This is a genomic window from Alcaligenes sp. Me129, from assembly GCF_050487245.1.
Taxonomy (GTDB): Bacteria; Pseudomonadota; Gammaproteobacteria; order Burkholderiales; family Burkholderiaceae_B; genus Alcaligenes; species Alcaligenes phenolicus.
Genome location: NZ_JBKQGX010000016.1, coordinates 31800 through 56609, shown reverse-complemented (window position 1 = coordinate 56609; position 24810 = coordinate 31800). Strand labels below are relative to the sequence as shown.

The window sequence follows — 24810 nt, the reverse complement described above, 5'->3', positions numbered from 1 at the left end:
GTCCGGTTTACTTTCTATCGTGGTGCTCAAGGCGGATTGGTGACAGCAACATCACCATCCTGCCAATAAATCTCCTGACGGCGAAATGAGGACTCCAGCTGCGCAAGACGCTCTACCACTGTCTTGCCGCCCTGTGCAGCGATACGAGCCAGCAGGTGTTCGGCTACGGTCACAGGCCCTACCAAGGAATGAAAAAAGCTGGCCATGGGCTGCTTGCCCGTATGAGAATCAAACAGCAATACATGCTTGGCACCTTGTGCAATGGGTGACAGGACACTGTCGGTCAGGGCCACCACGGTCGTGCCACGCTCCACCGCAGAGCGAACGCTGTTCACGACGGCCTTCACATACGGAGCCTGGCTGATCACAAGCAGCACGCCACCACTTTCCAGGCCAGTCTCCAGCTCCACCAATACATCTGCGGCACGGTTAAGCAACACCCCGTTGCCACACATCAGTTGATAGGCGTAATGCATCTGGAAGGCGCAGGCAAAGCTGGCGCCCGCCCCTAGAAAGCCAACCTTGGGTGCCGCCAGCATGGCTTTGGCACACGCATCCAGGCTGCCTGCCGGATTAAGCCGAAGGACAGACTCCACCGCTGCCTCCTGCTGCTGGCCCAAGGCCTGGGTCTGCTGTTCGGCAGCGCGACTACCTTGCAAGGATTGAGCCCGCGAAGCCATGGTGTCGTCATTGCGATGCAAGGCTTGTTGAAACGGCGCCCGGAAACGGTCATAGCTGTCATAACCGGCAGCCCGTGCCAAACGCAGCATCGTGGCGGGAGCCACTGACAAGGCCTGAGCTTGCCTGCGCATGGACCAAAGGCTGACCTCAACAGGATGGCGCTCCACCCACTGGGCAGCCCGAAGCAACTCAGGCGTCAATTCTGGCAAAATGCGTTGTAGTCGCAGCAAAGGTTCCATTCGGCTTCCATCGACGTTCTGCTGGAAATAAAACGAATGGTAATCTGAACCGACTAAAAAAAAACAAGTGTTTTCCTAGGGTTTGCCCGCAAACTATCTGGCACGTAACCACTTGTTTGTCGGTGAAATGCGCCCCACCAGCTTCTGCCGTCAACGCTGCCGAGCTAGCGTATATCAAAAAAATCGTAGCGTTTGTCTGTGTAAGAACGCTGGATATCTACCTGCTCGACCTGGGCCTGTTCAGGGCCGATATGCAGCCAGCTAACCATCTGGTCAATCGCATCCGTACTGCCCTGCAACACCAATTCGACCGAGCCGTTGGCCGCGTTACTGACCCAACCTTTGACGCCGTATAGATGAGCATGGCGTAGCGCACTTGCCCGAAACCCCACCCCCTGCACCCGGCCTTTAACACACACTTCTACCGTTTCACAATCCGCCATTAGCCTGCTCCCTGCTATTTGTGCCCGAAATGTGGCAGCATCCGCCCCGCATCTCAATATTCAGTTAAATTAGTCGCATCATTGTTGCATGACCGCACCCGCCCCCGCTTACCTGCTTTGTGCAGCCTCTACCCTATGAATTTGCCCCGCCTTTTTACTCTATCGCTGCGCAGGGCAATGTACGTGCTAGGCATGCTGGCCGCTCTGGGGTTCATCGCCCCCGCCGCCCATGCTGCACCGCATTCCCAGCAGCATATTGTGCGCGTGGGTATTTACGAAAACCCACCCAAACTGCTGCTGGACAGCCAAGCCAGGCCCGGCGGCATCATGGGCGAGCTACTGCTGGAGATTGCCAAGCGTGAAGGCTGGACTCTGGAAGCCGTGCAATGCGACTGGCAGCAATGCTTGAATGCCCTGCAAAATGACTTGCTGGACATTGTGCCCGGCCTGGCTTATTCCCCTGAGCGCGCCGCCCTGTACAGCTTTCACAGTCGCGCCGTGCTGGAGGACTGGTCCCAGATCTTCACAGGTAAAACCACCCATATCGGTGCACTGAACGACTTGAATGGCAAGCGCATTGCTGTCATGAGCGGCACCCTGCAACTAACCCAGCTCTACAATATTTTGCAAAAACTGGAGCTGGGTTCCAAGCTGGTCATTACTGACTCCCAATACAACGCCCTGAAACTTGTCCAAAGCAAACAGGCCGACGCCGCCGTAGTCGGCCATTTATTTGGAGTGCGCCATGCGGGCGAGCACGGCCTGAAAACCGCCCCCATCCGGCTGGAGCCAACCAATACCTACTTTGTCACGGCCAAGGACCGCCACCTGGACCTGCTGGCTGCCATTGATACCCACATCAAGCAATGGCAAGACAACAACGACCCGTTTTACACAGAAACACTGAACCAATGGGGCCTGCGCCTGATCGAGAAACCGACCAAGCCCTGGATTATCCCCGCCTTGCTGACACTGGGTGTCTTGCTGACCATTGCCCTGTTGACTGTCACCCTGATGCGCATTGGCCTGCGTCGTCAACGCAAGAAGCTGGTCCGTACCGAACACCATCTGCATACGGTACTGGATGCGATTGATGCGTACGTTTACATCAAGGACGATCAGTTTCGTTATCAGTACGCCAACCGCAAGCTGTGCGAAGACCTGAACTACACGACCGTCAGCATTGTGGGCAAAACCGACCAGGATTTGTACGCTAACAAGCAGACTATTAACGAGTTTCGCCATAACGACGAGCAGGTGCTGTACAGCGGTGAACGCCTGGCCGTGGAAGAAGTGGTACGCGACCGGAAAGGCGATATCCGCGCGACATTCTTTTCCATCAAAATGCCGGTCAAAGACCCCGAGACCCGGCAGACCAGTCTGTACTGTATCTCCACGAATATCTCGGCCCTGAAAGCCACGCAGTCAGAGAACTACCGGCTGGCTTTCTATGACCCGCTCACCGAGCTGCCCAACCGCCGCCTGCTGCTGCAGCGTCTGGAACGTCACCTGCAGACCATAGAACCGTACAAACGACCCGGTGCGCTGTACTTCCTGGATCTGGACCGCTTCAAGCACATTAACGATGCACGAGGACACGCGATTGGCGATGCCTTGCTGCGCAAAGTCGCGCGCCGTCTGTCCTTGATGATTGATCCCCAGGACATCGTGGCCCGCCTGGGCGGAGACGAATTCGTCATCCTGAAAATCCTGCATCCCGGCACTGTGCGTGACTGCTACAAGGAGGCCCTGGAGTTTGCCGAACTGGTACGCACCCGTCTGGAAGAGCCCTACAGCATCGAAGGCCACTCCTACCTGAGCAGCAGCAGTATTGGCCTGGCGCTGATTACCGACAGCACCCTGACCTCTGAGGACCTGATGCGTCAGGCCGACACCGCCATGTATCGCTCCAAGGAGAATGGCCGCAACCAGATCACCTTGTACGAACCTGGCATGCAAGAGGCGCTTGAAGAACACCTGAGCCTACAGCACGACCTGCGATTTGCCATTGGTTCGGATCAGTTGCGCCTGTTTGTCCAATCCCAGTACGACAAGCAAAACCGCATCAGCGGGGCCGAAGTGCTGCTGCGCTGGCTGCACCCGACACGCGGCATGCTGACACCCAACCTGTTCATTCCGCTGGCCGAAAGCACGGACTTGATCACCCCCTTGGGCGACTGGATCATGGCATCCGTCTGTGATCTGCTGCTGCAGACCCAGGAATGCAGCTTCCCCATTTCCATCAACGTCAGCCCGATTCAGTTCCGTCGACCCGACTTTGCCCGCCGTACACGCCAGATCCTGGAGACCAGCGGCGCACCGGCCCATCGCCTGATCTTTGAGATCACCGAAGGCGTACTGATGGAAGACTTTTCCTCCGCCAACACCATGATGCGCGAGCTGAAAGACCTGGGTATCCGCTTTTCTATGGACGACTTTGGCACAGGCTACTCTAACCTGGCCGCCATCCGCCGCCTGCCTCTGTACGAGCTGAAAATGGACCGCAGCCTGATTCTGGGCGTACCCATGGAGCAGGAAGCCAACGCCATTGTGCGCACCGTTCTGGCGATGGCAAGACAGCTAGGCCTGCATGTCGTGGCCGAGGGCGTGGAAAACGAGCAGCAAAAAGAATTTCTGCTGCGTCGCGGCTGCCATGCACTGCAAGGCTATCTGTTCAGCGCACCGCAATTGGTGGAGCAGTGGCTGGAGCTTATTGAGCAGGATGATGGCGCTCAACCATAAAAGCCATCGACCGCACTAAACCAGCCTCAACTCCCCTCAGCCAGTTCAAAAACTCAACCCCAGGCGAAACAGCAAATAGGCCAAGAATAACGTCAATATTTGCATATCGTATAGCGATCATATACACTATACAAATGATTAAGAGCTTCCGACACAAGGGTCTTCAGGCTTACTTTGAAACCGGCTCCAAATCCGGCATTCAAGCCAAGCATGCTGTTCGCCTTCAGATTCAGTTAACGGCCCTGCACTCTGCTACTCAAGCGGAAGATATGAACGCCCCCGGATGGAAGCTCCACAAGTTATCTGGCAAAAACCCCAAAGGCCAATCTGTACAAGATCACTACACAATATCGGTTAGCGGAAACTGGCGTCTAACCTTTTACTTTGAAGGCGAAGACGCTGTTTTGGTGGACTACCAGGACTATCACTAGGAAAACATTATGCGTATGCACAACCCATCCCACCCCGGCCCAGTCTTGCGGGAATACTTGGGCGAACTCAGTGTCACTGAGGCGGCATCCCGCCTTGGCGTAACGCGTGCAGCCTTATCGCGCATTCTCAATGGTTCTGCCGGTATTTCGGCAGACATGGCCTTACGCCTGCGCGACGCCCTTGGAACCAGTGCCGAAATGTGGATCAACATGCAGTCCCACTACGATCTTTGGCAGGCAGAGCAAAAGCCAAGGCCCAAAGTCGTGTCCTTTCATGGACCTGCTCATGCCTGAGCGACGACGCGCGGAATAAACAATAAATCGATGTGAGCTACACGGCGTACTCGGACGCCATGTGCTTTTTCGGCCTGCAATCTACCCTATATCCTCAAGCCTGCTCCAGATTAGGTATCTGGCTCTTTGTCCTGAACTGGCTCTGCCTCTTCCGGCAAGACCCAATCCAGCCGTTCGTGCTCTATATCCGTATGCAAGGGCTCAATGCCGGGCTGGGTACGTTTGGCTCTGGCCGATAGCTCGGCAAAGCGGCTGACTTTGCCGTACAAGCCTTGCTGGCCGGCCAGTGCAGTCACCGTGCTGTTGTAGTGTTTGCCCGCCTGCCCCAAGGTTTCACCCAGCTTTTTCAGGCGCTCGGCCAGGATGGATACCTGGTTGTAGATATCACCTGCGCGCTGACTTAATTCATGGGCTTGCTCGTTGCTGCGCACCATCATCCAGATATTGGCTACGGTACGCAAAATAGGCAGCAAGGTTGTGTGCGAGACCATCAGGACGTTCTTGCCCAGGCCGTAGTCAAACAGGCCATGATGATGCTGCAAAGCCTGCATATAGGCCGCTTCAATGGGCACGTACATGAACACGAAGCCGGGGCTGTTCAAGCCTGCCAAGGCGCTGTAATCCTTGGAGGCCAGATCATCAATATGATTGCGTAGCGCTTGCACATGAGCTTGCAGGCTTTGTTGGCGTTCCTCGTCAGTCTCAGCGCGGATAGCGCGGTCGTAATCCACCAGGGATACTTTGCAATCAAGCACCAGATGCTTGTCCTGCGGCAGGTGCACGACGAAGTCGGGGTATCGCAAGCGGCCTTGCTCGTCGCGGGCCTGCCATTGTGTATCGAAGTGGACGCCTCGCACCAAACCGGCCACTTCCAGCGTTTTTTCCAGCTGCGTTTCGCCCCAGTTGCCGGTGGTCTTTTTATCGCCCTTCAGAGCCACCGCCAGTGAGTGAGCCTCGGCACTCATGCGCAGGCCCATTTCCTGCATGCGTTGCAGTTCCAGATTCAAAGCGGTCTGACCTTTGACGGACTCATCGTGCACTTGATTCACGCGCAGCTGGAAGCCTGCCAATTGCTCCCGGAATGGTCGCAGCATTTCATCCAAAGTGCGCTGACTATCCTGACGCAAGGTCTGTCCTTTGGCCTCCAGAATCTGCTGAGCCAAGGACTCGAACTGCAAACGCATCTGCTCGCGGCTATGCTCCAGGTCCTCTTGTATGGCCTGATTGCGCATTTCCTGAGCCTGCAACTGGGCATCGCGGCGTATCAGTTCCTTGTCCAGCTCCACTGCCCGGTCCTGCGCATCCTGAGTCTGCTCCTGTGCATGGGCCAAGTCTTGTTCCAGACGTGCGCAGCGATCCGCCAAGGCCTGCTCGACAGGCGCACTCATGCGCGCCCGCAGCCACAGCCCGATCAGCAAACCCAGCGCCAAGGCGACCAGGGCAATCAGCACATCCAAGCCCCTCACATCCAGCTCCATCCACCGTACTCCTGCCCAGCGCCGCCCGCACAGGAATGCCCTGGCTGGTCTGTCTGGCTAAGCCTGCTATTTAACCGTATAACGCTGGTAATTTATACACCCTTTTTCAGTCTTCTTCGAAAGAGAGCGGGATGTTTCCATCCAGCCTGCATCCACAGGAAACCTGCAGCCATGCAGTCACATCCAGATAAAACTGGACGCTAAATCCCGTATTTGGGGGACAAATCAGAAACGTCTGCTCGTTAGGATGGGGAGGTCTCTGATTTTTATGTCTTGTCATGAACTGGATCAGCAATGCACGGATCGTGGCGATTTTCTCTGTCGTCTGCCTGCATATCGCCGCCTACGCCGTCCTGAATGCCGAGTTGGGCACCGCCAACTGGTGGAGTGGCAATCTCTACGATGCCGCCACCCGCTGGTGTGTGCCTGTCTTCGTCATGGTCAGCGGTGCGCTCTTGCTGGAGCCTCGTCCCCAGGAAGGCATGAAGCTGTTTTATCGGAAGCGAGCATCGCGAGTCTTGCTGCCGCTGCTGTTCTGGACCGCTTTCTATCTGGGCTGGACGGCCTTCAAGCAGCATTGGTGGACGCCGGACGCGGACCCCTATCCCTATCTGGAGCGGCTGCTACAGGGTCGGCCTTATTTCCATCTCTGGTTTCTGTACATGATTGTGTTCCTGTACCTGTTCACGCCCTTTTTGCGTCGCATGGTTCAGAACACCAACTTGAAGCAGCTGGCTGCGCTGACCGGAGCGGCGTTTGTGCTGTCCGCCCTTAGCACCCTCAGTAATCCGGATTTGAACACTCACTCTGCGCCCTTCTTTACCTGGTTCCTGTCCTATCTGCCCTATTTCCTGCTCGGTTACCTGCTGCGCAAAGTGCCGGTGAATGTGCCCCGCTGGCTGACTATCACGGTGCTGCTGGGCAGTATCGTGGCAACGGCCTGGGGCTTTTATGCACTGGCTATCACGCACGATAGACAAACGGGTGCGTACTTTTATGATTACCTGAGCATCACCGTCATCCCCATGTCCATCGCGCTGATTCTGCTGCTGCGTGACTGGGATCAGCCTTTGATCAATTCGCGTATCAGCGCCCATCTGGCGGAGCTGACCTTGGGGGTGTATTTGATCCACCCCTGGCTGATCGACCTGATGTACCGCTACCTGTTCACGGCACTGGATTTCAATGCGCTGTGGTCGATTCCGGTGCTGGCGGTAGCTATTTATGGGCTATCCCTGTTGCTGACGGCGGGCTTCAAAGCGACGCCGGTTTTGCGGGCAACCGTCTAAAAACAAATACGTCAAAAAAAATGGGCAAGCTTCCAAGGGAAAACTTGCCCATCTCCATCTACTGGTACGCAATCATCGCTACTGATTACTAGCGGCCAATTACCCAGCGCCAAACGTTCAATACCACGCCCTGCTACCGTAAACCCATGACCGGCCACGGACAATTGATTGCCACGTACCCATCATCCGCTTCAAGGTCTAAGGACGAAATGGAGCATCATCAATAGGCGAAGCCTCGCCTGTCAGGTGAGCCGCCAGAATCGCCGCGCTGCCGCAAGCCAAGGTAAATCCCAATGCGCCGTGGCCTGCATTCACCCACAAGCGACCGGCCAGCTTGCTGGCCCCCACAACGGGCTTGCCCGAAGGCGTAGCAGGGCGCAAACCGGCCCAGGTCTGCGCCTGCTCCAGCGGCAGGCCAGGGAATAGATCCTTCACCTGTTGCTTCAAAGTTGCCATACGGGCAGCGGGAATATCAAGGCCATCAAAACCAATATCTACCATCGCTGCCATACGCAGCACTTCACCCAGACGGGCGTACACAATGCGCTGTTCGTAGTCGGTCACGCTGATAGCCGGCACGGCCTGATTCAAGCCTTCCAGAGGTAGGCTCAAGCTATAACCCTTCAAGGGGTAGATCAGGGGACGGCCACCCAGCTGACGCAGCAAAGGCACCGTGCCCATACCGCTGGCCACAACAAACTGATCCGCCTGTATCTCGCCTTCAGCGGTTTGCACCGCACGAATATCACGCCCTTCCATCACGAAGCGCTGCACCGGCGTGTTCAACTTCAACTGGTAGTCGCTATCGTTTTGCATGCGCTCATGCAAGGCCACGGAAAACAGATAAGCATCGCCCGCTTCTTCGCTAGGTGTGTATATCGCCCCCTGCAAGCGCGAGCCCAACGCCTGCAAAGAAGGTTCCAGCTCCAGCACTTGGGCTGCTTCCAGCACTTGTTGTGACGATCCCATATCCGCCTGCAATTGCGCCTGTTCACGCGCATGCTGGAACGGGCCGGGACTGCGGAACACAATCAATTTGCCATTGTTTTGATGGGCAAACTCCAGATTGAAGCGCTCTTGCCAGTCGTGCAGGATATCGCGGCTCAGATAGGACAAGGTCAGCATCTGCGCGGTAGTACGGCGCACCACATCGCCTCGGCAGGCTTTCAGAAAATGCAGCAGCCAGCGCCACTGCTGCGGGCTCAACGCAGGCTTGAAGCGCAGGGGCGAGTCTTTATTCAATAACCAGCGTGGCAAATCCTTGAACACACCGGGATCGGCCAGGGGGGCCACATAGCTGTAGCTCAGTTGTCCGCCGTTGGCAAAGCTGGTCTGTCCGGCTACTTGCGAACCGGCTTCCAGTACCGTGACCTTCACCCCTTTCTGGCGCAACATGAACGCGGTGCTCATCCCAATGACACCGGCGCCGATAATACATACATGCATGGAAATACCCCCAATAACTGGCCTCTATTGTCTTGGGGGTCGCTGCAGAGCGCCAATGAATAGTTGGCGCACTCCATAACCCTGGGTTATGGAATCAGCGTTCTACTCAATCCGGAAAACGGCATTCCAGCAGAGCCTGCCGGATGTGGTCCAACACACGTTCACGCGAGCCAGAACCGGCATCGTCGTGAGCCGTCAAAATGCTGACTGGAATTGGCAAAGGCTCGGGCAGGCGGTGTATGGCAAGGCCTCGGCCCTGCATGGCACGGGCCGTAACCAGATCCACCAGAGCCTCGCCCACCTGTTGTAAAACCAGACCACAAGCCACGTAATGGGTCTGCACACGCATGAAGGGCGCAACATCGGGGACATAGCTTTGCAGCAGATCTTCCACCATCGCGCCAACGGGATCGTCAGCGTCCAAAGCGATGAAAGCACGCTCGGCCATCTCCTCCCAATGACGCAAAGGCGCAACGCCCGGCAAGGTAACGTGCACCAGTTCGGTATGGGCCAGCACCTGCTGTTGCACGCCGGAAGATTCGCCCTGATCAAAGCTCATCACCATATCCAGGTCGCGCGTTTCCAGAGCTTGCAAGAGCTCCCCGCTGTGGTGTGTGCGCAGCTCGAAACTCATGGCCGGGTGAGCCCGACGACAACGGCTCAAGGCCACCGGCAATAGCTCCAAACCAAAAGCCGGGCTGCTGCCAATACGCCACAAGCCTTCATGGTGGGAGCGCAGATTACGCGCCAAGCGGCTGACGTCATCCAGATTCTGATGCAGACGCGCAACGTAGGGAGCCAGAATGCTGGCCTCACGCGTCGGGATCAGGCGACCGCGCACACGGTCGAACAATCGAAAGCCCAGCTGCATTTCTGCAGTCGCCAACATTTTGCTGGCCGCTGGCTGAGAGATATGCAGCAGCTGCGCGGCCTGCGTCAACGAGCCGCCACGGCAAATCGCATCAAAAATTTCTACATGCCGCCACCGCATCGACTGGCCCTCCTGCTGCGTGCTGGTCTGAAAACAACTTATTATCCTGCAACTTGGCCTGACATAAAACGCGTCAGCCCCCATGGCTTACTTGGTATCCTATAGCCCTTTGAGTCTTTTGCCGTGCGCCAGGCGCCGGGCGAGCTTATGGCTGCCAATCCTTATAAAAAACGCGAACCCAATATCCGTGAACAAGTCTACGGCATGCTGCGCCAGGACATTGCCTTGGGCAAAATCGGCTTTGATGTGCGGCTGGTGGATAACGAAATTGCCGCCAGCCTGAATGTCTCACGCATGCCGGTGCGCGAAGCCTTGCTGCAACTGAAAAACGAAGGGGTGCTGGAAGGAACTTCGCGCGGTTTTGTATTGCGGGTCTACACCGCCCAGGATATTGAAGATATTTTCTCGGTGCGCCTGTTGCTGGAACCGCCTGCCGCCAAGCTGGCTTGCGTCAATCAAAGCAGAGTGGGCATGCTGGCCATGGAACAGGCCCTGAGCCGCATTGAAGCCACGCATCAGCAGGGCGACCCTATCGACAATATTCAGGCCAACTGGGCGTTCCGCAGCGCCTGGATCAGCATGGTGCCCAACAAGCAACTGGTCGATACGATGGCGCGCCTGCATGACCAGGCCGATCAGGCCCGGATTGCCTGCTTGCAAGACCCTCAATTCCGTCTGGAAACCATGCAGCGGGCCAAGGGGATTTGTCAGGCCTTCAGTGAGCGTCAGGAAGAGCAGGCAGCTCATCTGATTATGGAAAATCTGGTCATTTGCTGCTCGGCTTACTGCCTCAAGCAGGCGGAGCTGCTGGCTTAATGATTCAGCATAAGCAGGAAGCTGCAAGGCAGGCGGTGATTGCCGCCGCCGATGCTTCCTGCTCAATCACCGGCAATATAAAACCCCGGCTGTAACCCATATACAAGGTTTAGCCCGTCAGCCCAAGCAACTGTCTAGTGTGCTGAAGACAGTGTCCCCTCTTGGTTCCGGAACAGCCCACGCACAACAAAAAAAGGCGCCGTAGCGCCTTTTTTCTTCAAACCATCACGTCTTAGTCCAGCGTGATTTCCAGGGCCTTGATGGTTGGTCCCATGGCCTGAGCATCGTGCTCGATCAGATCAGCAAACTCTTTGGGAGTAGAAGGCTCAATCTGGATGCCGAAGTCCACGAATTTCTTGACTACTGCATCCTCTTTCAGGACAGCCGTCAGTTGCTCGGTCAGGCGGGCTACGTCTTCATCAGGCGTACCAGCTTTGGCCGAAATACCCCACCAGATGGTGAATGCCACATTGGGGATACCGGCTTCGGCAATGGTAGGCACATCTGGACGCAGAGGGCTGCGCTCCGTTGTCGCTGCGGCAATCGCGCGCAGGCGGCCATCTTCCAGGAAGCCACGGCTGCCCGTCAGCACGTCAAAGATAAAGTCGATCTGGCCGCTGACGGCATCAATCAAAGCGGGGCCTGCGCCCTTGTAAGGCACGTGCACCAGACGAGCGCCGGTTTCTTTGCGCAGCATCTCGCCCAAAAGATGAGTGCCCGTACCCATACCAGGCGAACCGTATGTCAGCTCCTGCTTCTGGCCAGCTGCAACCAGATCCTGAACCGTCTTGAAGGGGCTGTCTTTATTGACCAGCAGGAACACAGGTGCCTTGGCAGCCAGCGTCATGGGAATCAGGTCGGTAGCCACGTCGTAATTCAGACGTTGGTACAGGTGGCGGTTCAAGGAGTAAGCACCGCTATCGGCCAGGAACAACACCGTACCCAAGGAGCTCGGGTTGGCGTTTTTCACCACGTTCATGGCAACCTGGGCACCCGCACCCGGACGGTTTTCCACGATGACTTTCTGATCAAAGCGTGTGCCCATTTCCTGAGAAATCACCCGCGCCAACTGGTCAGCCGCACCGCCCGGTGGGTAAGGCACAACCAGCGTCACATTCTTGTTTTGAGCATGGGCCTGTGCACCCAACATCAGCGCACAACACGTTGCCAATTTAAGCCATACCTTCATTGTTCTATCCCCGTTGCCCCTGTGGGCTTATTCAAAGTCATTGTGAAGCACATTGGCTCAAACACGTGAGCCTGGCCTGCTTGTTGCTGATCGACTGTCGTCCATAAACCTGATCAACCGTCTTGCTGGCTATCCTGCTCCGGCCTGCAAAACGCCCCCTTTTCTGTCCTTGCTCCGCCCCTGGTTTGCGCGAAATACCACTGCCTGGTGAGCTCTGCTACTTCGGGTTTTTCCGGTGAAGGACAGGAATTTCAAAATAATATATTGCAGTATACTGTTTGCAGGATATTAGTAATTTCACCCATGCATATCGGCTTGCCGCCTTGATCGCGCGTTGGCCGGGAGACAGATAGATCATGCACGCCCATTCCATTCCAGCTTCTGAATTGCCGCTGTTTTCAATACCTGCCACGCAACGCACGGTACCCGCCCTGTTGCGCCTGCGCGCAGAGCGCATGGGTGATGCTCCGCTGTTTTCAGACCGCAACACTCACTACACCGGCCAGCAAACCTTGCACAGGGCCGCTGCCAGTGCCAGCCGATTGAGCCGCGCTGGTATCAAACGTGGCGACCGCGTTGCCCTGCTATGTACCAACCGTCACGAATTCCTGGATATGGTTCTGGGTTGTGGTTGGTTGGGCGCGATTGTGGTGCCTATCAATACCGCTTCGCGTGGGGCGCAGTTGCAACACATCTTGTGCAATAGCCAGGCCAGTTTGCTGGTAGTGGAAACGGATCTGACGCCGCTGCTGGCCGATGTGGACCTTGGCGCTACCGCCGTCCAGCAAGCCTGGTTGATTCAAGGCCAGGAAGCGGCACAAACACTGGCGGTGAGCACCTGCGATCTGCCTGCTTTGGGCGATTACTGCGAGCCTGCCGATATAGGCCCCGGCGATACGCTGGCCATTCTGTACACCTCCGGCACCTCGGGCCCTTCCAAAGGCGTTCAGTGCCCGCACGCCCAGTTCTACTGGTGGGGCATTTACACTGCCAGCAAGCTGGGCATGAAGCCCGATGATGTGTTGTACACCTGCCTGCCCATGTTCCACACCAATGCCTTGAACACGTTTTTCCAGGCTCTGGTCAGCGACGCCTGCATGGTGGTGGACAAGCGTTTCTCGGCCAGCCGTTTCTTCGACAATCTGTATGAAACCGGCGCCACGATTACCTATCTGCTAGGCGCAATGGTGCCTATCTTGCTGTCCAAACCTGAGACGGCGGCAGAGAAGCTGCACAGGACGCGCATAGCATTAGGCCCGGGGGTTCCCGAGCAATTTCATAGCCAGTTTCTGGAGCGCTGCCGCATGCATCTGCTGGATGGCTTTGGTTCTACCGAGACTAACTATGTCATGGGCCGTGGCATTCAGGAACAGCGCAATGGCTATATGGGCCGCGTCTCTGAAGGCTTTGAGGCGCTGGTCGTGGATGAGCACGACAATCCCTTGCCAGACGGTGAAGTGGGCGAGCTGTTATTGCGCGCCGATGAACCCTACGCCTTCGCGCTGGGATACTACGGTCAACCGGACAAGACAGTCGAAACCTGGAAAAACCTGTGGTTCCACACGGGTGACCGCGTCGTGCGCGATGCGGATGGTTACTACCGCTTTGTGGACCGCCTGAAGGACATGATTCGCCGTCGTGGTGAGAACATTTCCTCCTACGAAGTCGAGCAGGCTTTGGCCAGCCATCCTGCGGTCCATACGGTTGCTGTCTATGCCGCCAAGTCCGAGCTGGCCGAAGACGAGGTCATGGCCATGATTGTGTTGCGTCCGGATTGCACGGTCAGCTGCGAGGATCTGCTGCAGCATTGCGAGCGCCGTCTGCCCTACTTTGCGGTGCCGCGCTTTATTGAGTTTGCCCAGGTCTTGCCCACCACGGAAAATGGCAAGATTCAGAAGTTTGCCCTGCGTGATCGCGGCATTGGTCCCGACACCTGGGATAGAGAAAAAGCAGGCTATCAGGTTCGCCGCTGATGGCTGCCACAGGAATTCAATATGACGCCTAATTTCAATCTGGACACGGTGCGCCTGCTGGGCGCAAGCGAGGTCACCTACACCCGGCGTGGTCAACTTGGCACCTCCGAGCTGCTGGCCCAGGCTTTCAAGCAGTCTCTTGCCGCAGCAGGTCTGAAGGCCAGCGACATTGATGGTCTGGGGGTAGCCTCCTTTACCCATGCACCGGATCGGGCTATTGATCTGGCCTGGAAGCTGGGCTTGAAGGTGGGCTGGATCATGGATGACAGCAATGGCGGCGCCAGTGGTCTTAATATTCTGCAGCACGCTATTCGTGCGGTTCAGGCGGGTGATGCCCGCTGTATTGCGATTGTGGCCGGGGATCATTTTCAGGCCAAGGACTTCCAGCAACTGGTCGAAAACTATAACCAGACAACTTACGATCATTTGCGCCCTTTAGGGGCGGGCAGTCCGAATCATCGCTTTGCCATGCTGACGGCGAATCAAATGCGCAAGCTGGGTTTGGAGCGGGCGGATTATGCGACCTTGGTGATGCGTCAGCGCTTGTGGGCCGGCATGAATCCGGGTGCGGTGTATCGCAGTCCCATGAGTCTGGATGATTATTTGAATGCGCCTCAAGTGGCGGATCCTTTGACGCGACTGGATTGCGTGCCGGTAGTGGATGGAGCCAATGCCTTGATTGTGATGCGCGCGGATCATCCGGCGGCGCAGAATCAGCCTGCGATTACGGTAAAGGTTTTACGCAGTTTTCATAATATTGATGATCAGCAAGGCGATGGCTTGAGCACGGGTTTGGCGGCTTTGGCTCCGGCTTTGTGGGCGGATTCGGGGCTGAGTCCGGCTGATATGGATGTCCTCAGTATTTATGATGACTACCCCGTCATGGTTCTGGCGCAATTGCAGGATTTGGGCTTCTTTCGGGCTGATAACGCCAAGCAGTTTATTCACGAGTCGATTGCAACGGGACGTGTGCCTTTGAATACCTCTGGCGGGCAATTGTCGGCTGGGCAGGCCGGGGCTGCTTGCAGTCTGCATGGACTGGTGGAGGTGATGCGTCAGTTGAGCGGTCAGGCGGGGGAGCGTCAGGTGGCGCAGGCCCGTTACGGTTTGGTCACGGGATACGGCATGGTGGAGTATCGCTATGGCATGTGTTCGACGGCGCTTGTTTTGGAGGCCTTGTGATGAGCCCTTCTGTATTTCGTTGTGTGCAGTGTGATCATCGGGTGTTTCCGGCGCGGTTCTTGTGTCCGAGGTGTCATGGGGATAAGTTTGAGGCGCAGACGTGTGCGTCTGGTGTGGTCACAGAACTGACGCGTAGTGCCATCTCTGGCGAGGAGCCAAGCGTGTATATGCTGGCAACGGTGACCAGCGATGCAGGGCCGGTGTTGATTGCTCGTGTGCTGGATGAAGCAGTACAGCGGGGAGATAAGGTCGCTTTGGCTTTGCGGGATGGCGGGATCTATGCTGATCCTGTGCGAGAGTAAAGGCACGTTCTCAACAGCTTTCTTTGGAATGGCTCGATTGGATGGGGTTGGGTTTAGATGCCCAGCGTGTAGAGATCGGGATGACGCAAGGCTTGGAGTCAGCAACTGTTCGACGCGATGAAGAAGGTGACTATAAGACGCTGATTGAGGGGCTGTCCCGGTGTTGGGGCTGGCAACTTGCCGGCGCTATGCGCCGGTACCCTGGTCAGATAATCGCTACGGGCGCACCTTGAACTCGTCCGGTGGTTTGTCCCCCGGACAAACCACAAGCGTCGGACTCAAACAGCAAGGTGCTTGCACCCCTGCGCAATTATCTGCCTGCGGCTAGTCACCTGATCCGCCCCAACACCGGGACAGCCCCTCAATCAGCTCACAGCATCTTTTATCGGACGATTGTTGATTGGGGTTTGAATGCTTCGACTTAGTGTTCTTAACGGGATCGCTGATCGTAGAAATGATTGATCGTAGAGCTGCTTGATGAAAGGGATTACTTGGAAAGATAGGAGTAGACAGTCGCTGTCCTAAGCCCGTATTTGCCAATGTCTGAGTACGCTTTAATACATACAGGTTAAAAACGTAGCGGCTTATGCGCTTAAGCCTTAAAAGCTGACTTGAACGCTGTCGGTACGCACACAACCTGCGTCCTGCTCACCTCCAAAATCGATCTCAGCAACAGGCAGAAAGATCGTTAAAGTTCTTATGCGCCGCTCCCACATAAATCACTTTGTTGCACATAGATATGCGGCAAAAAGTGATCAACGCTATCGAGCATAAAAAAACCTCAGTTTGGCAGATGCCAAACTGAGGTTTTTTTGTTTTGGAAAGCTTTTCCAGACTCTAGCTTTCTTCGCGGGACAACATCCTTATTGTCCCGCTTTCAAACTGCCTGCTCTGTCTTAGCCGATCAGTCCTGGCAGGCCCACGGCAATCCAGGGAACGAACAAGACCAGGGCCAGGATGCCAACTTCTATGACCAGAAAAGGCACAGCGGCTCGGTAGATGTGGGGCAAACGGATGGACGGGGGTGCCACGCTTTGCATCACGATCAGCAACAGACCAAACGGTGGCGTCAGCAAGCCAATTTCCAGTGCGATCAGGATCATTACACCCAGCCAGACGGTATCCACACCAGCGGCCAGAGCCAAAGGCATGAAGAAGGGCAAGGCGATCATCATCATGGAGATTGGGTCCAGAACGGTACCGATGACCAGCAGGACCAGCAACATGCACACAACCAGTTCGAAAGGCGACAGGTTGTAGTTCTTGATCATGCCCAGGAAGCCTGCGCTGGCACCGGAGAAACTCAGCAGTTGTGCAAAGGTGGTGGACGCAGCCAGGATGAACAAGATCACAACCGAGACTTTGGCGGTTTCGATCAGGCTTTTCCACAAGGCTTTCAAGGTCAGGGCACGGTAGGCGATGGTGGCGATTACCGAAGCCACCACACCGATCGCGGCCGATTCAGTGGGCGATGCCCAACCGGCCAGCATCGAGCCAACCACCGCAATAAAGATACCCAGCAATGGCACGACGTTGAACACGAAGGGTTTCCACAAGGCCCAGCCTTTCAGACGAGTGGCTGGATCTTCGTCACTCATGGGTGCGTCTTGCGGACGCAGGCGGCTGCGCACGACCACGTAGGCCAGAAAGCCTGCTGCCATCAACATGCCGGGCAGGATACCGCCAATCAGTAGTCGTTCGATGGAGATGCCGGCCAGGCTACCCAGCATGACGGCCAGAGCCGAAGGTGGGATCAGCATGGCGATACCGCCTACGGCCATGATGGGTCCCATGGCCATGGTGGGGTGATAGCCGCGACGCAGCATTTCTGGCAGCATCACACCGCCCATCATGGCCGTGTTGGCAATGGACGAACCCGACAAGGTAGCGAAGGTCGTACCGCCCAGAATGCTGACGATGGACAATTTGCCCGGCACGCGCGAGATCATGCGCTCGATGGAGTCGATAGCTTTGAAGGCCAATCCAGTGTGGAACAGCACCTCGCCCATCAGGACGAATAATGGGATGGGAGTTAAGGAAAAGCTGCCAATAGAGGCGGTGGTGTTGCGCGCCCATTGGGCCAAACCAGCCGCTTCACCCAGAAACAGCCACGCGCCCAGCAAGTTCACGGACAAGAAGGCAAAGACCACCGGTGTGCCGATGGCCATCAAGAGAAAAAGTGATCCCAGCAGCAGGATCAAGGCCATGTGCCATTCCATGCTCAGACTCCTTGCTCAACAGGACGGGAAATCAGACGACGCAGGAATTCCAGCGCCAACATGGATGCGCCAAACAGCAAAGGCAGATTCAGCCACCACTCCGGGAACACCAGGGCTTTAAATACCATGGCTCCTTGCTCGTGAGCATCCAGAGCAACGACGGCACATTGCCAGGCCAGCACACTACAAACCACCAGGCCCAGCAGGTTGGAGATCAGGTCCAGCAAGCGCTGGACAGGCGTGGGCAGATTGTTGAACAGCACGTCGATACGGATATGGCCGCCCAGGTACAGCACCCACGGCGCTGCCACGAAGGTGGCAATGATCAGCATGTATTCGGTTACTTCCACGCTGGTGGACAGCGCGTCGTAACCCAGGTTGCGCAGCACCACGTCGGCACAAACCAGCAGGCTCATCAGCCCGAAAGTCAGCGCCGCAACGGCTCCGCAAGCGTTCATTAACAGGGCGTAAGGACGCCCCCAGGTCGTGTTGGAAGGCTGGCCTTCCGGGGCAGTTGCAGCAGACATCGCGTCTTCTCCGCAGATCAAAGTCACTGAAAGGGCGGGCATCTTGCCGCCCGTATGGCACCATCAAAAAGTGGACACTGTCCCCAAGGGCGCAATGTCCACTGTCAAAAACTACGTAATCAGCAATCTTGTTTAAGGCTGATAACCACCAAACAGTTCACGCAGTTGCGCGGCGTATTTGGGGCTGGATTTATCGATACCGGCCCAGCCTGCTTCGTAAGCCTTGGTACGCAAGGCACGAGCCACTTCAGGTTCCAGAACCAAGGCTTGCACACCGGCTTGTTCGGTGGCCGCTTTTTCATCAATTGCCATCTGGTGTTCAGTCACGTTCTGCGACTCCATCCACTCGATTTGCTTACGCATGAAGGCTTTCTGGTCTTCGTCCAGTTTTTCCCAGCTCTTCTGGTTCATGAAGAAACCCACTTCCACGTTGTAGAAGCCTGGCTCGACACGGTATTTGGTCTTTTCATGCCAGCCCATTTCCATCACGCCTACGGAAGGCCAGCCATAGCCGTCAACCACGCCGCGTTCCAGCGCGGTGTAGACCTCGCCTGGTGGAATCTGCAGCGGCGTTGCGCCAATTTCGCGGAAGAAAGACAGGTACACGGGCACGCCACGCAGCTTGAAGCCCGACAGATCTGCCGAGGTCACAGGCTTGTTGGTGTAAATGTGGTATTGCAAACCATCTGTCGTACGAGCCAGCCAGGTGATGTTGGCTTTCTCGCGGTGAATCTTGTCCATCAGCTCGTAGCCGCCGTTCTGACGCAGCTCGCTCATGGGTTTTTCCGTCAGCGTCAAAGCCAGTGCTTCAGGCACCAGATTGGCGTGGAATACGGCTGTGGTATTGGCGAAATCAATCACGCCGGAACGCAGCGCATTACCTACCTCGAAAGGAGGAATGGCCTCTGGACCACCAATCACGTTGATCTGCACCAAGCCTTTGCCTTCCGTGTTGACCTTGTCCACAAACTGTTTGAAGCGCTTGGTAAAGAAGGTGTCCATCGTAAAGACAGATACCGCTTTCAGCGTTACTTCCGCTGCCTGCGCGCCAGCCATTCCCAAAGCCAGCAAGGCCGCTGCCACCACCCGAGTTGTTTTATTCACCATGACGGAACTTCCGCAGAAATGTTTGTTATGAAATTTTAGTTTAGATATAAATATATCAATAATCAATTATTTATAAGTCGGGGTTTTCACTAAGCGCGCTACGGGCCCATAAGGTCTGGCGCCGATATTGCACCTGAATTCTGTATGCGGACGGCCTGCTGTATCATCACAGACTTCTAGTTTTGTTGGCTTAAAAGGTATTACCCATGACATTTTCCGCTGTGCTGTTTGATTGTGACGGTGTGCTGGTAGACAGCGAGCCAATCACGGTTCGTGTACTGCGGGATATGTTGCAAGAAGAAGGCTGGGTGATGACTTATGAGCAGTGCTATGACTGGTTCATTGGCAAGGCGCTACCCGACGAGCTGCCCACCGTGCGCAAGATGACAGGTAAAGATCTGGATATGGAATGGGTGATGGCCTTTCGCATGCGCCGCAACCACGCCCTGACAAATGAAGTCATGGCCATTCCCGGTATTCAGGACACGCTGGATGCGATCTTGCGCGACAAACCCGGCATGATTGCCTGCGCGTCCGGCGCAGACCGCGCCAAATTGGTGCTGCAATTAGGCCAGACCGGCCTGCTGGATTACTTCGGCACCCATATCTATAGCGGCGCTGAAACGCCACGCAACAAGCCTTACCCGGATGTCTATCTAGCCGCTGCTCAAGGGTTGGGCGTTGACCCGCAACAATGCCTGGTCGTGGAAGACAGCGTGACTGGCGCAAGTGCAGGCCTGGCCGCAGGCGCCACGGTGCTGGGCTACTGCCCGGTTCCTGATAAGGAGGAGGAATTGCGCCGCCTGGGTGTGCGTGACACCTTCCGCCGCATGGACGAGCTACCCGCTTTGATCGCCAAGTTGGAGCAGGAACGGGTACAAAGCTGATTCACAGCGAAACAATAGAAAAGGCACTGTGTTTTAGGCAGTTTCTTCAAAAGAGGGAGATCCCACCTTTTGGAACTGCTCAAAACACAGCGCCTTTTTTGCCGCCAGACCGTCTTAAGACTCGGTGCCGCCAATAAAAAGCCCCCTCGGGCGGCAGCAAACCGAAAAGCGTAGTGTGGGGCCTTTTTTCTGTTGCCTAGTCTTCCAGATGGAAGGTGTGCAAAATTCTATGCAGCACAGGGGCAATAATCAGACCGAAAGTCGCGGCCAGTACCAGACTGATATACGCGCCATAAATGGCAAAGAATACCTTGCCAGCCCATGTTTCAGGCAAGGCCATCGGCCCCAGTCCACCGACCATCATGGCAGCATTCAAGGCCGCATCGTGCCAGTGCACATTCTCTTCAAACCACATATGGCCCAATGCACCCAGCATCAGAGAAAAGGCCACGAAAACAATGCCGATAAGGACATGCGCCAACAGGCGCTTGGCAAATTGCCACCCCGTAATCAGGGGCTCATCACGTGACTCGTACATGTCATTAAAGAGTATTAGCCTGGACCGTTAAAGAAGCTAACCATTGGCTGACCTGCAAGGACAAGGCATCCGTGGCCTGCCCAAATGCTTCAACCACCTGTGGCACGGCCGTGCCGACAACATCCTGTTGAGCGACAAAGCGACGGGTCTGAATCAACTGACCCGAGCGCTGATCGCGTACTAGCGCATCAAACTGAATCCGCACCCGTGGGGCGCCCTGAATATATTCGACCTGGAAGGCTCCCAGCGTCCCGCCCACTTCCACATCAGCAATGACAGATTCGGTATCCAGCACCACCGCCCGGAACTGAGCCGAGTCACGCAAAGCATCGGCCAGTCGATTACGCAACAAGGCGGGCACATCGTCACCCCAGCGTACGCCTTTGTAGGCACTTAGCTCGTTACCTTGAGGCAGAACCGTAATGCGCGAGCTGGCCAGCAGGCGCTCGGCGTGGGGCCGGTTCACCTGAATAATCAGGCTCTTATGCGAAGCGGGCGCTTGCTGGGCCTTCAAACTGGTAGCGGGAAGCTGATAATACGTCAGGGATTCGGCCTGAGGCAGGACCGAGCAGGCGGTGGACAAGACGGCCAGACCGACTAGCGATACCTGCAAGAAACGACGCACAACAGTGGGCATCATGGTGTGAACTCCTGTAATTTGTCGCGACCCAAAAGGTAGCCGGCTGGATTATCTTCCAGACGGGAGGTGACGGCACGGAAACCGGCCAGCACCTGACGCAATTCACGCAAGGCGGGTTCGATCTCGGTCAGACCCTGAGCACCCCGGCCAATAGCGGCCGAATTCTGCTCCAACAGCTTGTTCAAGCTTTGTGTGGCACGGCTGAAATCCTCCATGGATTTCTGGATGGCATTCATGGCTTGCGTACCCTGACGGTCTACCAGACCTTGTGTAGACGACAGCAGGGTGGTGGCTTGCTGGCTGGCCTGGGACAACTCCTTGACCAAGGATGGCACGCCTTCGCTAGCGGTCGAGAGCTGGCCCATCAAGGCTTCCAGCTTTTGCAAACTGGCGGACAGGGACTTGGAGTTCTCGGACGACAAGAAGGTATTGGCGTTCTCCAGCAGCTTGGAAATTTGCGTCATCAACTCTTCACCACCGGCCATCAACTGGGCCAGAGGGGAAGGCGAAGCCACAATCATGGGCAGGCTATCGCCGGTGGCTTCCAGCAAGGGGCTGTTCGGTGTCCCCCCGCTAAGTTCGATCACGGATTGGCCGGTAATGCCAGCCAGTGCCAGGCGAGCCTGGGTATCTTCGTGAATAGGGATGGCGGCCTGAATTGACACTTGCGCACGCACACGCTGCAAGTCGTTCGGGTCCAGGCGCAGCGAGCGCACCTCACCAACCCGCAGGCCGTTGTACTGCACGGCGCTGCCACGAGACAGACCACGCACACCTTCCAGAAAGACAATATCGTAATCGCGGGTCTCGGCATCTTGCCCCGCCTTGGCCAGCCAAAGCGAGAACAGGACAGCAGCCACAGCCACTACCAAGGTAAAGACCCCGATCAATACATGATGGGCACGCGGTTCCATTAACTATGCTCCTGACGACGGTTTTGGGCCTGTTCGGCGGCCCGTCCCCGTGGACCGTGGAAATACTCCCGGATCCAGTCGTTATCAACTTGCTCTACACGCGCCAATGTGTCGTTAACCAGCACACGCTTTTGCGCCAGCACGGCCACCCGGTCACAGATGGTGTAGAGCGTATCCAGATCGTGTGTAACCAGAAACACGGTCAATCCCAGCGCATCGCGCAAGGTCAAAATAAGCTGGTCAAAATCCCCCGCACCGACCGGGTCCAGCCCGGCAGTGGGTTCGTCCAGAAACAGAATTTCCGGGTCCAGTGCCAGAGCACGTGCCAGAGCGGCACGCTTGATCATGCCACCGGACAGCTCTGCCGGATATTTGGTGGCCGCGTTGGCCGGCAAACCCGCCAGAGACATTTTCATGGCGGCGATATGTTCTGCAGAAGACCGGGACAATCCAATATGCTCGATCAGGGGCATGGCAATGTTTTCCACCACCGTCAGCGAGGAGAATAAAGCCCCTTGCTGGAACAGCACGCCTAAACGACGCTCCAGCCGCGAACGGGCTTCGGGCGACAACGTGCCTATTTCCTGATCAAAAATGCGTACTGTGCCGCCAGTAGGTGGGCGCAATCCCAGAATGGAGCGCAGCAGCACGGACTTGCCCGTGCCGGAGCCGCCCACCACGCCCACGATTTCACCGGGATACACATCCATATCCAGATGCTCGTGCACGACGTGATCGCCAAAGCGATTGTCCAGGTCACGTACTTGAATAATGGGACGAGCGGCGGTGTCTACCATCCCATCTCCATGAAGAACAGCGCGGCCAGCGCATCAATCAGGATCACGATAAAGATGGACTGCACCACCGCCGAGGTCGTGTGTTCACCCACGGACTGTGCGCTACCGGTCACCTTGAAGCCTTCCTGACAACCGATGACGGCAATCAAAAAGGCAAAGATCGGGGCCTTGGCCATACCCAGCACAAAGTGCCGCAAATCAATATCCTGATTGAAGATATTGATGAACATGGTGGGTGAAATATCCAGAATCAGGGCGCAGACCAGCCCACCGCCAAAGATCCCGGCCACCATACCCACAAAGGTCAAAATAGGCATGGCCAGCAACATGGCCAGTACACGCGGAATGACCAGAATCAGCATGGGATTCAAGCCCTGGGCGCGTAAAGCGTCGATTTCCTCGTTCGCTTTCATGGAGCCGATCTGCGCGGTAAAGGCACTGGCGGTGCGGCCTGCCATCAGGATGGCGGTCAAGAGCACTGCAAATTCACGCAAAAAGGAAAAGCCGACCAGGTTTACGGTGTAAATGGTGGCACCAAAGTCCGCCAACACCGTCGCCCCCAGAAACGCAATCACCGCGCCCACCAGAAAAGTCAGCAAGGCCACAATAGGGACGGCGTTAAAGGCCGTCTCTTCCAGCTGCGCCACAATCGACGTAACGCGCCACTGGCTGGGCCGCAACATGTTCAGAATCAGGGTTTCCAGCGTCAGGCCGATAAAACCCAACAGCTCACGCACATTGCGCGAAATGTGGACCATGGACAGGCCCACGCGTTCGAACAAATCTGTAATGCCCCAACGCGCCGGAACCAACTGCTCATGGTCCATGCGGCTCATCGCCTTGGCAACGGTTTGCAATAATTGATGGCGCTCTTTGGACAAGCCTTGCGCACTGTCCAGCGCCGCCTGCACACGCTCGGCACCCAGCCATTCGCACAGAACTTGAGCTCCCGTGGTGTCCAGGGACTTCAGTTCGCTGAAATCCAAAGACCAACGGCCCTGCTTGTCACTGAGCGAGCGCAAACTGCTTTGTAGCGCTTCGTAGTGACGCAAGGACCAATCGCCTAGCAATTGCAGCTGGCCGGAGGAATCTGTACGAACATACAGAGGCACGGACGTATTCATGCGCATAGTCTAATGGATTTGCTCTGAGAGCTTCCATAGCGCCGGCTACTTTTTCATGCTTTGCATGAAAGCTTTCCAATATCGATACCATGCACGGAGCTGCTCAGTTCCACGGTCCAGCCAGAATTTCGGCAATAATCCACTCTAGATCCTGATCCGGGACTTTGTTTCGCACCGCGCATTCCCAAACTACAATCGGGCGCCAGCCCGCCGCGATCAGGTCATCCATATTTCTCTGGTCACGCACAGCATTGTCCGCAAATTTTTTTTGCCACTTTTCCTTATTAGTGTGTGGCATTGTTGCGTACTTGCACCCTGAATGCTGGTGCCAAAAACATCCATGTACAAAAATCACAACCCGGTATTTGGAGAGCACAATATCAGGACTTCCAGGCAGATTCCTGGCATGTAAACGGTATCGAAAACCTCTTCCGTGCAGAAATCGCCGCAGGCGAACTTCCGGCCGTGTGTTTTTTGAGCGTATCCCCGCCATCATTCTTGAACGGGTAGCAACATCGACTACATCCATGGTTCCTGGTATCCTGGATAAATTCTTGTGGT

At 56.1% G+C, this 24810-nt stretch carries 24 protein-coding genes; 9 read left to right on the top strand and 15 right to left on the bottom strand.

The features are described from left to right. Nucleotides 1-26: 26 nt before the first annotated feature. The gene (locus tag ACLPGZ_RS15495) at nt 27-920 is read right to left on the bottom strand and encodes a MurR/RpiR family transcriptional regulator (RefSeq protein WP_239054991.1); all 894 of its coding nucleotides are present in this window, start codon (nt 918-920) and stop codon (nt 27-29) included. Nucleotides 921-1084: 164 nt separating this feature from the next. Continuing rightward, complete coding sequence (locus ACLPGZ_RS15490) at nt 1085-1363, bottom strand: acylphosphatase (protein ID WP_009460160.1); 279 nt, start codon at nt 1361-1363, stop codon at nt 1085-1087. Between the two features lie 177 nt (nt 1364-1540). On the opposite strand from ACLPGZ_RS15490, the gene ACLPGZ_RS15485 reads away from it, so the two are divergent. From ACLPGZ_RS15485 to ACLPGZ_RS15475, 3 genes are all read left to right on the top strand, one after another. Then, a complete protein-coding gene (locus ACLPGZ_RS15485; protein ID WP_429641649.1) occupies nt 1541-4105 on the top strand; it encodes an EAL domain-containing protein in 2565 nt (854 codons plus the stop codon). Nucleotides 4106-4239: 134 nt separating this feature from the next. Beyond that, the gene (locus ACLPGZ_RS15480; RefSeq protein WP_035268575.1) at nt 4240-4536 is read left to right on the top strand and encodes a type II toxin-antitoxin system RelE/ParE family toxin; all 297 of its coding nucleotides are present in this window, start codon (nt 4240-4242) and stop codon (nt 4534-4536) included. A 9-nt stretch (nt 4537-4545) separates the two neighbouring features. Beyond that, complete coding sequence (locus ACLPGZ_RS15475; protein WP_026483809.1) at nt 4546-4830, top strand: HigA family addiction module antitoxin; 285 nt, start codon at nt 4546-4548, stop codon at nt 4828-4830. 110 nt (nt 4831-4940) lie between these two features. On the opposite strand, the gene ACLPGZ_RS15470 is transcribed toward ACLPGZ_RS15475, so the two are convergent. Further along, complete coding sequence (locus tag ACLPGZ_RS15470) at nt 4941-6308, bottom strand: DNA recombination protein RmuC (RefSeq protein ID WP_239054989.1); 1368 nt, start codon at nt 6306-6308, stop codon at nt 4941-4943. A 278-nt stretch (nt 6309-6586) separates the two neighbouring features. On the opposite strand from ACLPGZ_RS15470, the gene ACLPGZ_RS15465 reads away from it, so the two are divergent. Continuing rightward, nucleotides 6587-7597 carry an acyltransferase gene (locus ACLPGZ_RS15465; RefSeq protein ID WP_042484652.1) on the top strand — a complete coding sequence of 337 codons (1011 nt, stop codon included), beginning with the start codon at nt 6587-6589 and terminating at the stop codon, nt 7595-7597. A 198-nt stretch (nt 7598-7795) separates the two neighbouring features. Here the strand turns inward: ACLPGZ_RS15465 and ACLPGZ_RS15460 are convergent, their stop codons facing one another. Both ACLPGZ_RS15460 and ACLPGZ_RS15455 read right to left on the bottom strand, forming a co-directional pair. Then, on the bottom strand, nt 7796-9043 hold the full coding sequence (locus tag ACLPGZ_RS15460) for a D-amino acid dehydrogenase (protein ID WP_083055250.1): 1248 nt from the start codon (nt 9041-9043) through the stop codon (nt 7796-7798). Nucleotides 9044-9149: 106 nt separating this feature from the next. Next, nucleotides 9150-10034: a LysR family transcriptional regulator gene (locus ACLPGZ_RS15455; RefSeq protein WP_026483813.1), complete on the bottom strand. Its 885-nt coding sequence runs from the start codon at nt 10032-10034 to the stop codon at nt 9150-9152. Between the two features lie 147 nt (nt 10035-10181). On the opposite strand from ACLPGZ_RS15455, the gene ACLPGZ_RS15450 reads away from it, so the two are divergent. Then, nucleotides 10182-10850 (top strand): GntR family transcriptional regulator, encoded by a 669-nt coding sequence (locus ACLPGZ_RS15450; protein ID WP_239054988.1) that lies wholly within the window; start codon nt 10182-10184, stop codon nt 10848-10850. 232 nt (nt 10851-11082) lie between these two features. On the opposite strand, the gene ACLPGZ_RS15445 is transcribed toward ACLPGZ_RS15450, so the two are convergent. Further along, nucleotides 11083-12039, bottom strand: coding sequence for a Bug family tripartite tricarboxylate transporter substrate binding protein (locus ACLPGZ_RS15445; RefSeq protein WP_026483815.1), 957 nt, complete (start codon nt 12037-12039; stop codon nt 11083-11085). Between the two features lie 356 nt (nt 12040-12395). On the opposite strand from ACLPGZ_RS15445, the gene ACLPGZ_RS15440 reads away from it, so the two are divergent. From ACLPGZ_RS15440 to ACLPGZ_RS15430, 3 genes are all read left to right on the top strand, one after another. Continuing rightward, nucleotides 12396-14012 (top strand): ATP-dependent acyl-CoA ligase, encoded by a 1617-nt coding sequence (locus tag ACLPGZ_RS15440; protein WP_239054987.1) that lies wholly within the window; start codon nt 12396-12398, stop codon nt 14010-14012. A 21-nt stretch (nt 14013-14033) separates the two neighbouring features. Continuing rightward, a complete protein-coding gene (locus tag ACLPGZ_RS15435; protein WP_239054986.1) occupies nt 14034-15194 on the top strand; it encodes a thiolase family protein in 1161 nt (386 codons plus the stop codon). A 161-nt stretch (nt 15195-15355) separates the two neighbouring features. Next, entirely contained in the window at nt 15356-15496 is a 141-nt protein-coding gene (locus tag ACLPGZ_RS15430; protein ID WP_157667183.1) for a hypothetical protein, read from the top strand. Nucleotides 15497-16392: 896 nt separating this feature from the next. Here ACLPGZ_RS15430 and ACLPGZ_RS15425 read toward each other — a convergent pair. The 3 genes from ACLPGZ_RS15425 to dctP all read right to left on the bottom strand — a co-directional run bounded on the left by ACLPGZ_RS15425 (nt 16393) and on the right by dctP (nt 19349). After that, a complete protein-coding gene (locus ACLPGZ_RS15425) occupies nt 16393-17715 on the bottom strand; it encodes a TRAP transporter large permease (protein WP_429641644.1) in 1323 nt (440 codons plus the stop codon). A gap of 2 nt (nt 17716-17717) precedes the next feature. Then, a complete protein-coding gene (locus ACLPGZ_RS15420; protein ID WP_239054985.1) occupies nt 17718-18242 on the bottom strand; it encodes a TRAP transporter small permease in 525 nt (174 codons plus the stop codon). 132 nt (nt 18243-18374) lie between these two features. After that, nucleotides 18375-19349 carry a TRAP transporter substrate-binding protein DctP gene (dctP, locus tag ACLPGZ_RS15415; protein ID WP_239054984.1) on the bottom strand — a complete coding sequence of 325 codons (975 nt, stop codon included), beginning with the start codon at nt 19347-19349 and terminating at the stop codon, nt 18375-18377. 206 nt (nt 19350-19555) lie between these two features. On the opposite strand from dctP, the gene ACLPGZ_RS15410 reads away from it, so the two are divergent. Beyond that, the gene (locus ACLPGZ_RS15410) at nt 19556-20236 is read left to right on the top strand and encodes an HAD family hydrolase (RefSeq protein ID WP_035268613.1); all 681 of its coding nucleotides are present in this window, start codon (nt 19556-19558) and stop codon (nt 20234-20236) included. Nucleotides 20237-20432: 196 nt separating this feature from the next. Here ACLPGZ_RS15410 and ACLPGZ_RS15405 read toward each other — a convergent pair whose 3' ends face one another. The 6 genes from ACLPGZ_RS15405 to ACLPGZ_RS15380 form a co-directional block, all read right to left on the bottom strand. Continuing rightward, nucleotides 20433-20774 (bottom strand): hypothetical protein, encoded by a 342-nt coding sequence (locus tag ACLPGZ_RS15405; protein ID WP_239054983.1) that lies wholly within the window; start codon nt 20772-20774, stop codon nt 20433-20435. A 4-nt stretch (nt 20775-20778) separates the two neighbouring features. Then, nucleotides 20779-21414, bottom strand: coding sequence for an ABC-type transport auxiliary lipoprotein family protein (locus ACLPGZ_RS15400; RefSeq protein ID WP_035268616.1), 636 nt, complete (start codon nt 21412-21414; stop codon nt 20779-20781). Beyond that, entirely contained in the window at nt 21411-22328 is a 918-nt protein-coding gene (locus tag ACLPGZ_RS15395; protein WP_239054982.1) for an MlaD family protein, read from the bottom strand. Before ACLPGZ_RS15395 ends, ACLPGZ_RS15400 begins: the two co-directional genes overlap by 4 nt. After that, nucleotides 22328-23125 carry an ABC transporter ATP-binding protein gene (locus ACLPGZ_RS15390; RefSeq protein ID WP_035268622.1) on the bottom strand — a complete coding sequence of 266 codons (798 nt, stop codon included), beginning with the start codon at nt 23123-23125 and terminating at the stop codon, nt 22328-22330. Before ACLPGZ_RS15390 ends, ACLPGZ_RS15395 begins: the two co-directional genes overlap by 1 nt. Next, nucleotides 23119-24255, bottom strand: coding sequence for an ABC transporter permease (locus ACLPGZ_RS15385; protein WP_009460199.1), 1137 nt, complete (start codon nt 24253-24255; stop codon nt 23119-23121). Before ACLPGZ_RS15385 ends, ACLPGZ_RS15390 begins: the two co-directional genes overlap by 7 nt. 97 nt (nt 24256-24352) lie before the next feature. Next, on the bottom strand, nt 24353-24778 hold the full coding sequence (locus ACLPGZ_RS15380) for a very short patch repair endonuclease (RefSeq protein ID WP_239054981.1): 426 nt from the start codon (nt 24776-24778) through the stop codon (nt 24353-24355). Nucleotides 24779-24810 lie beyond the last annotated feature (32 nt).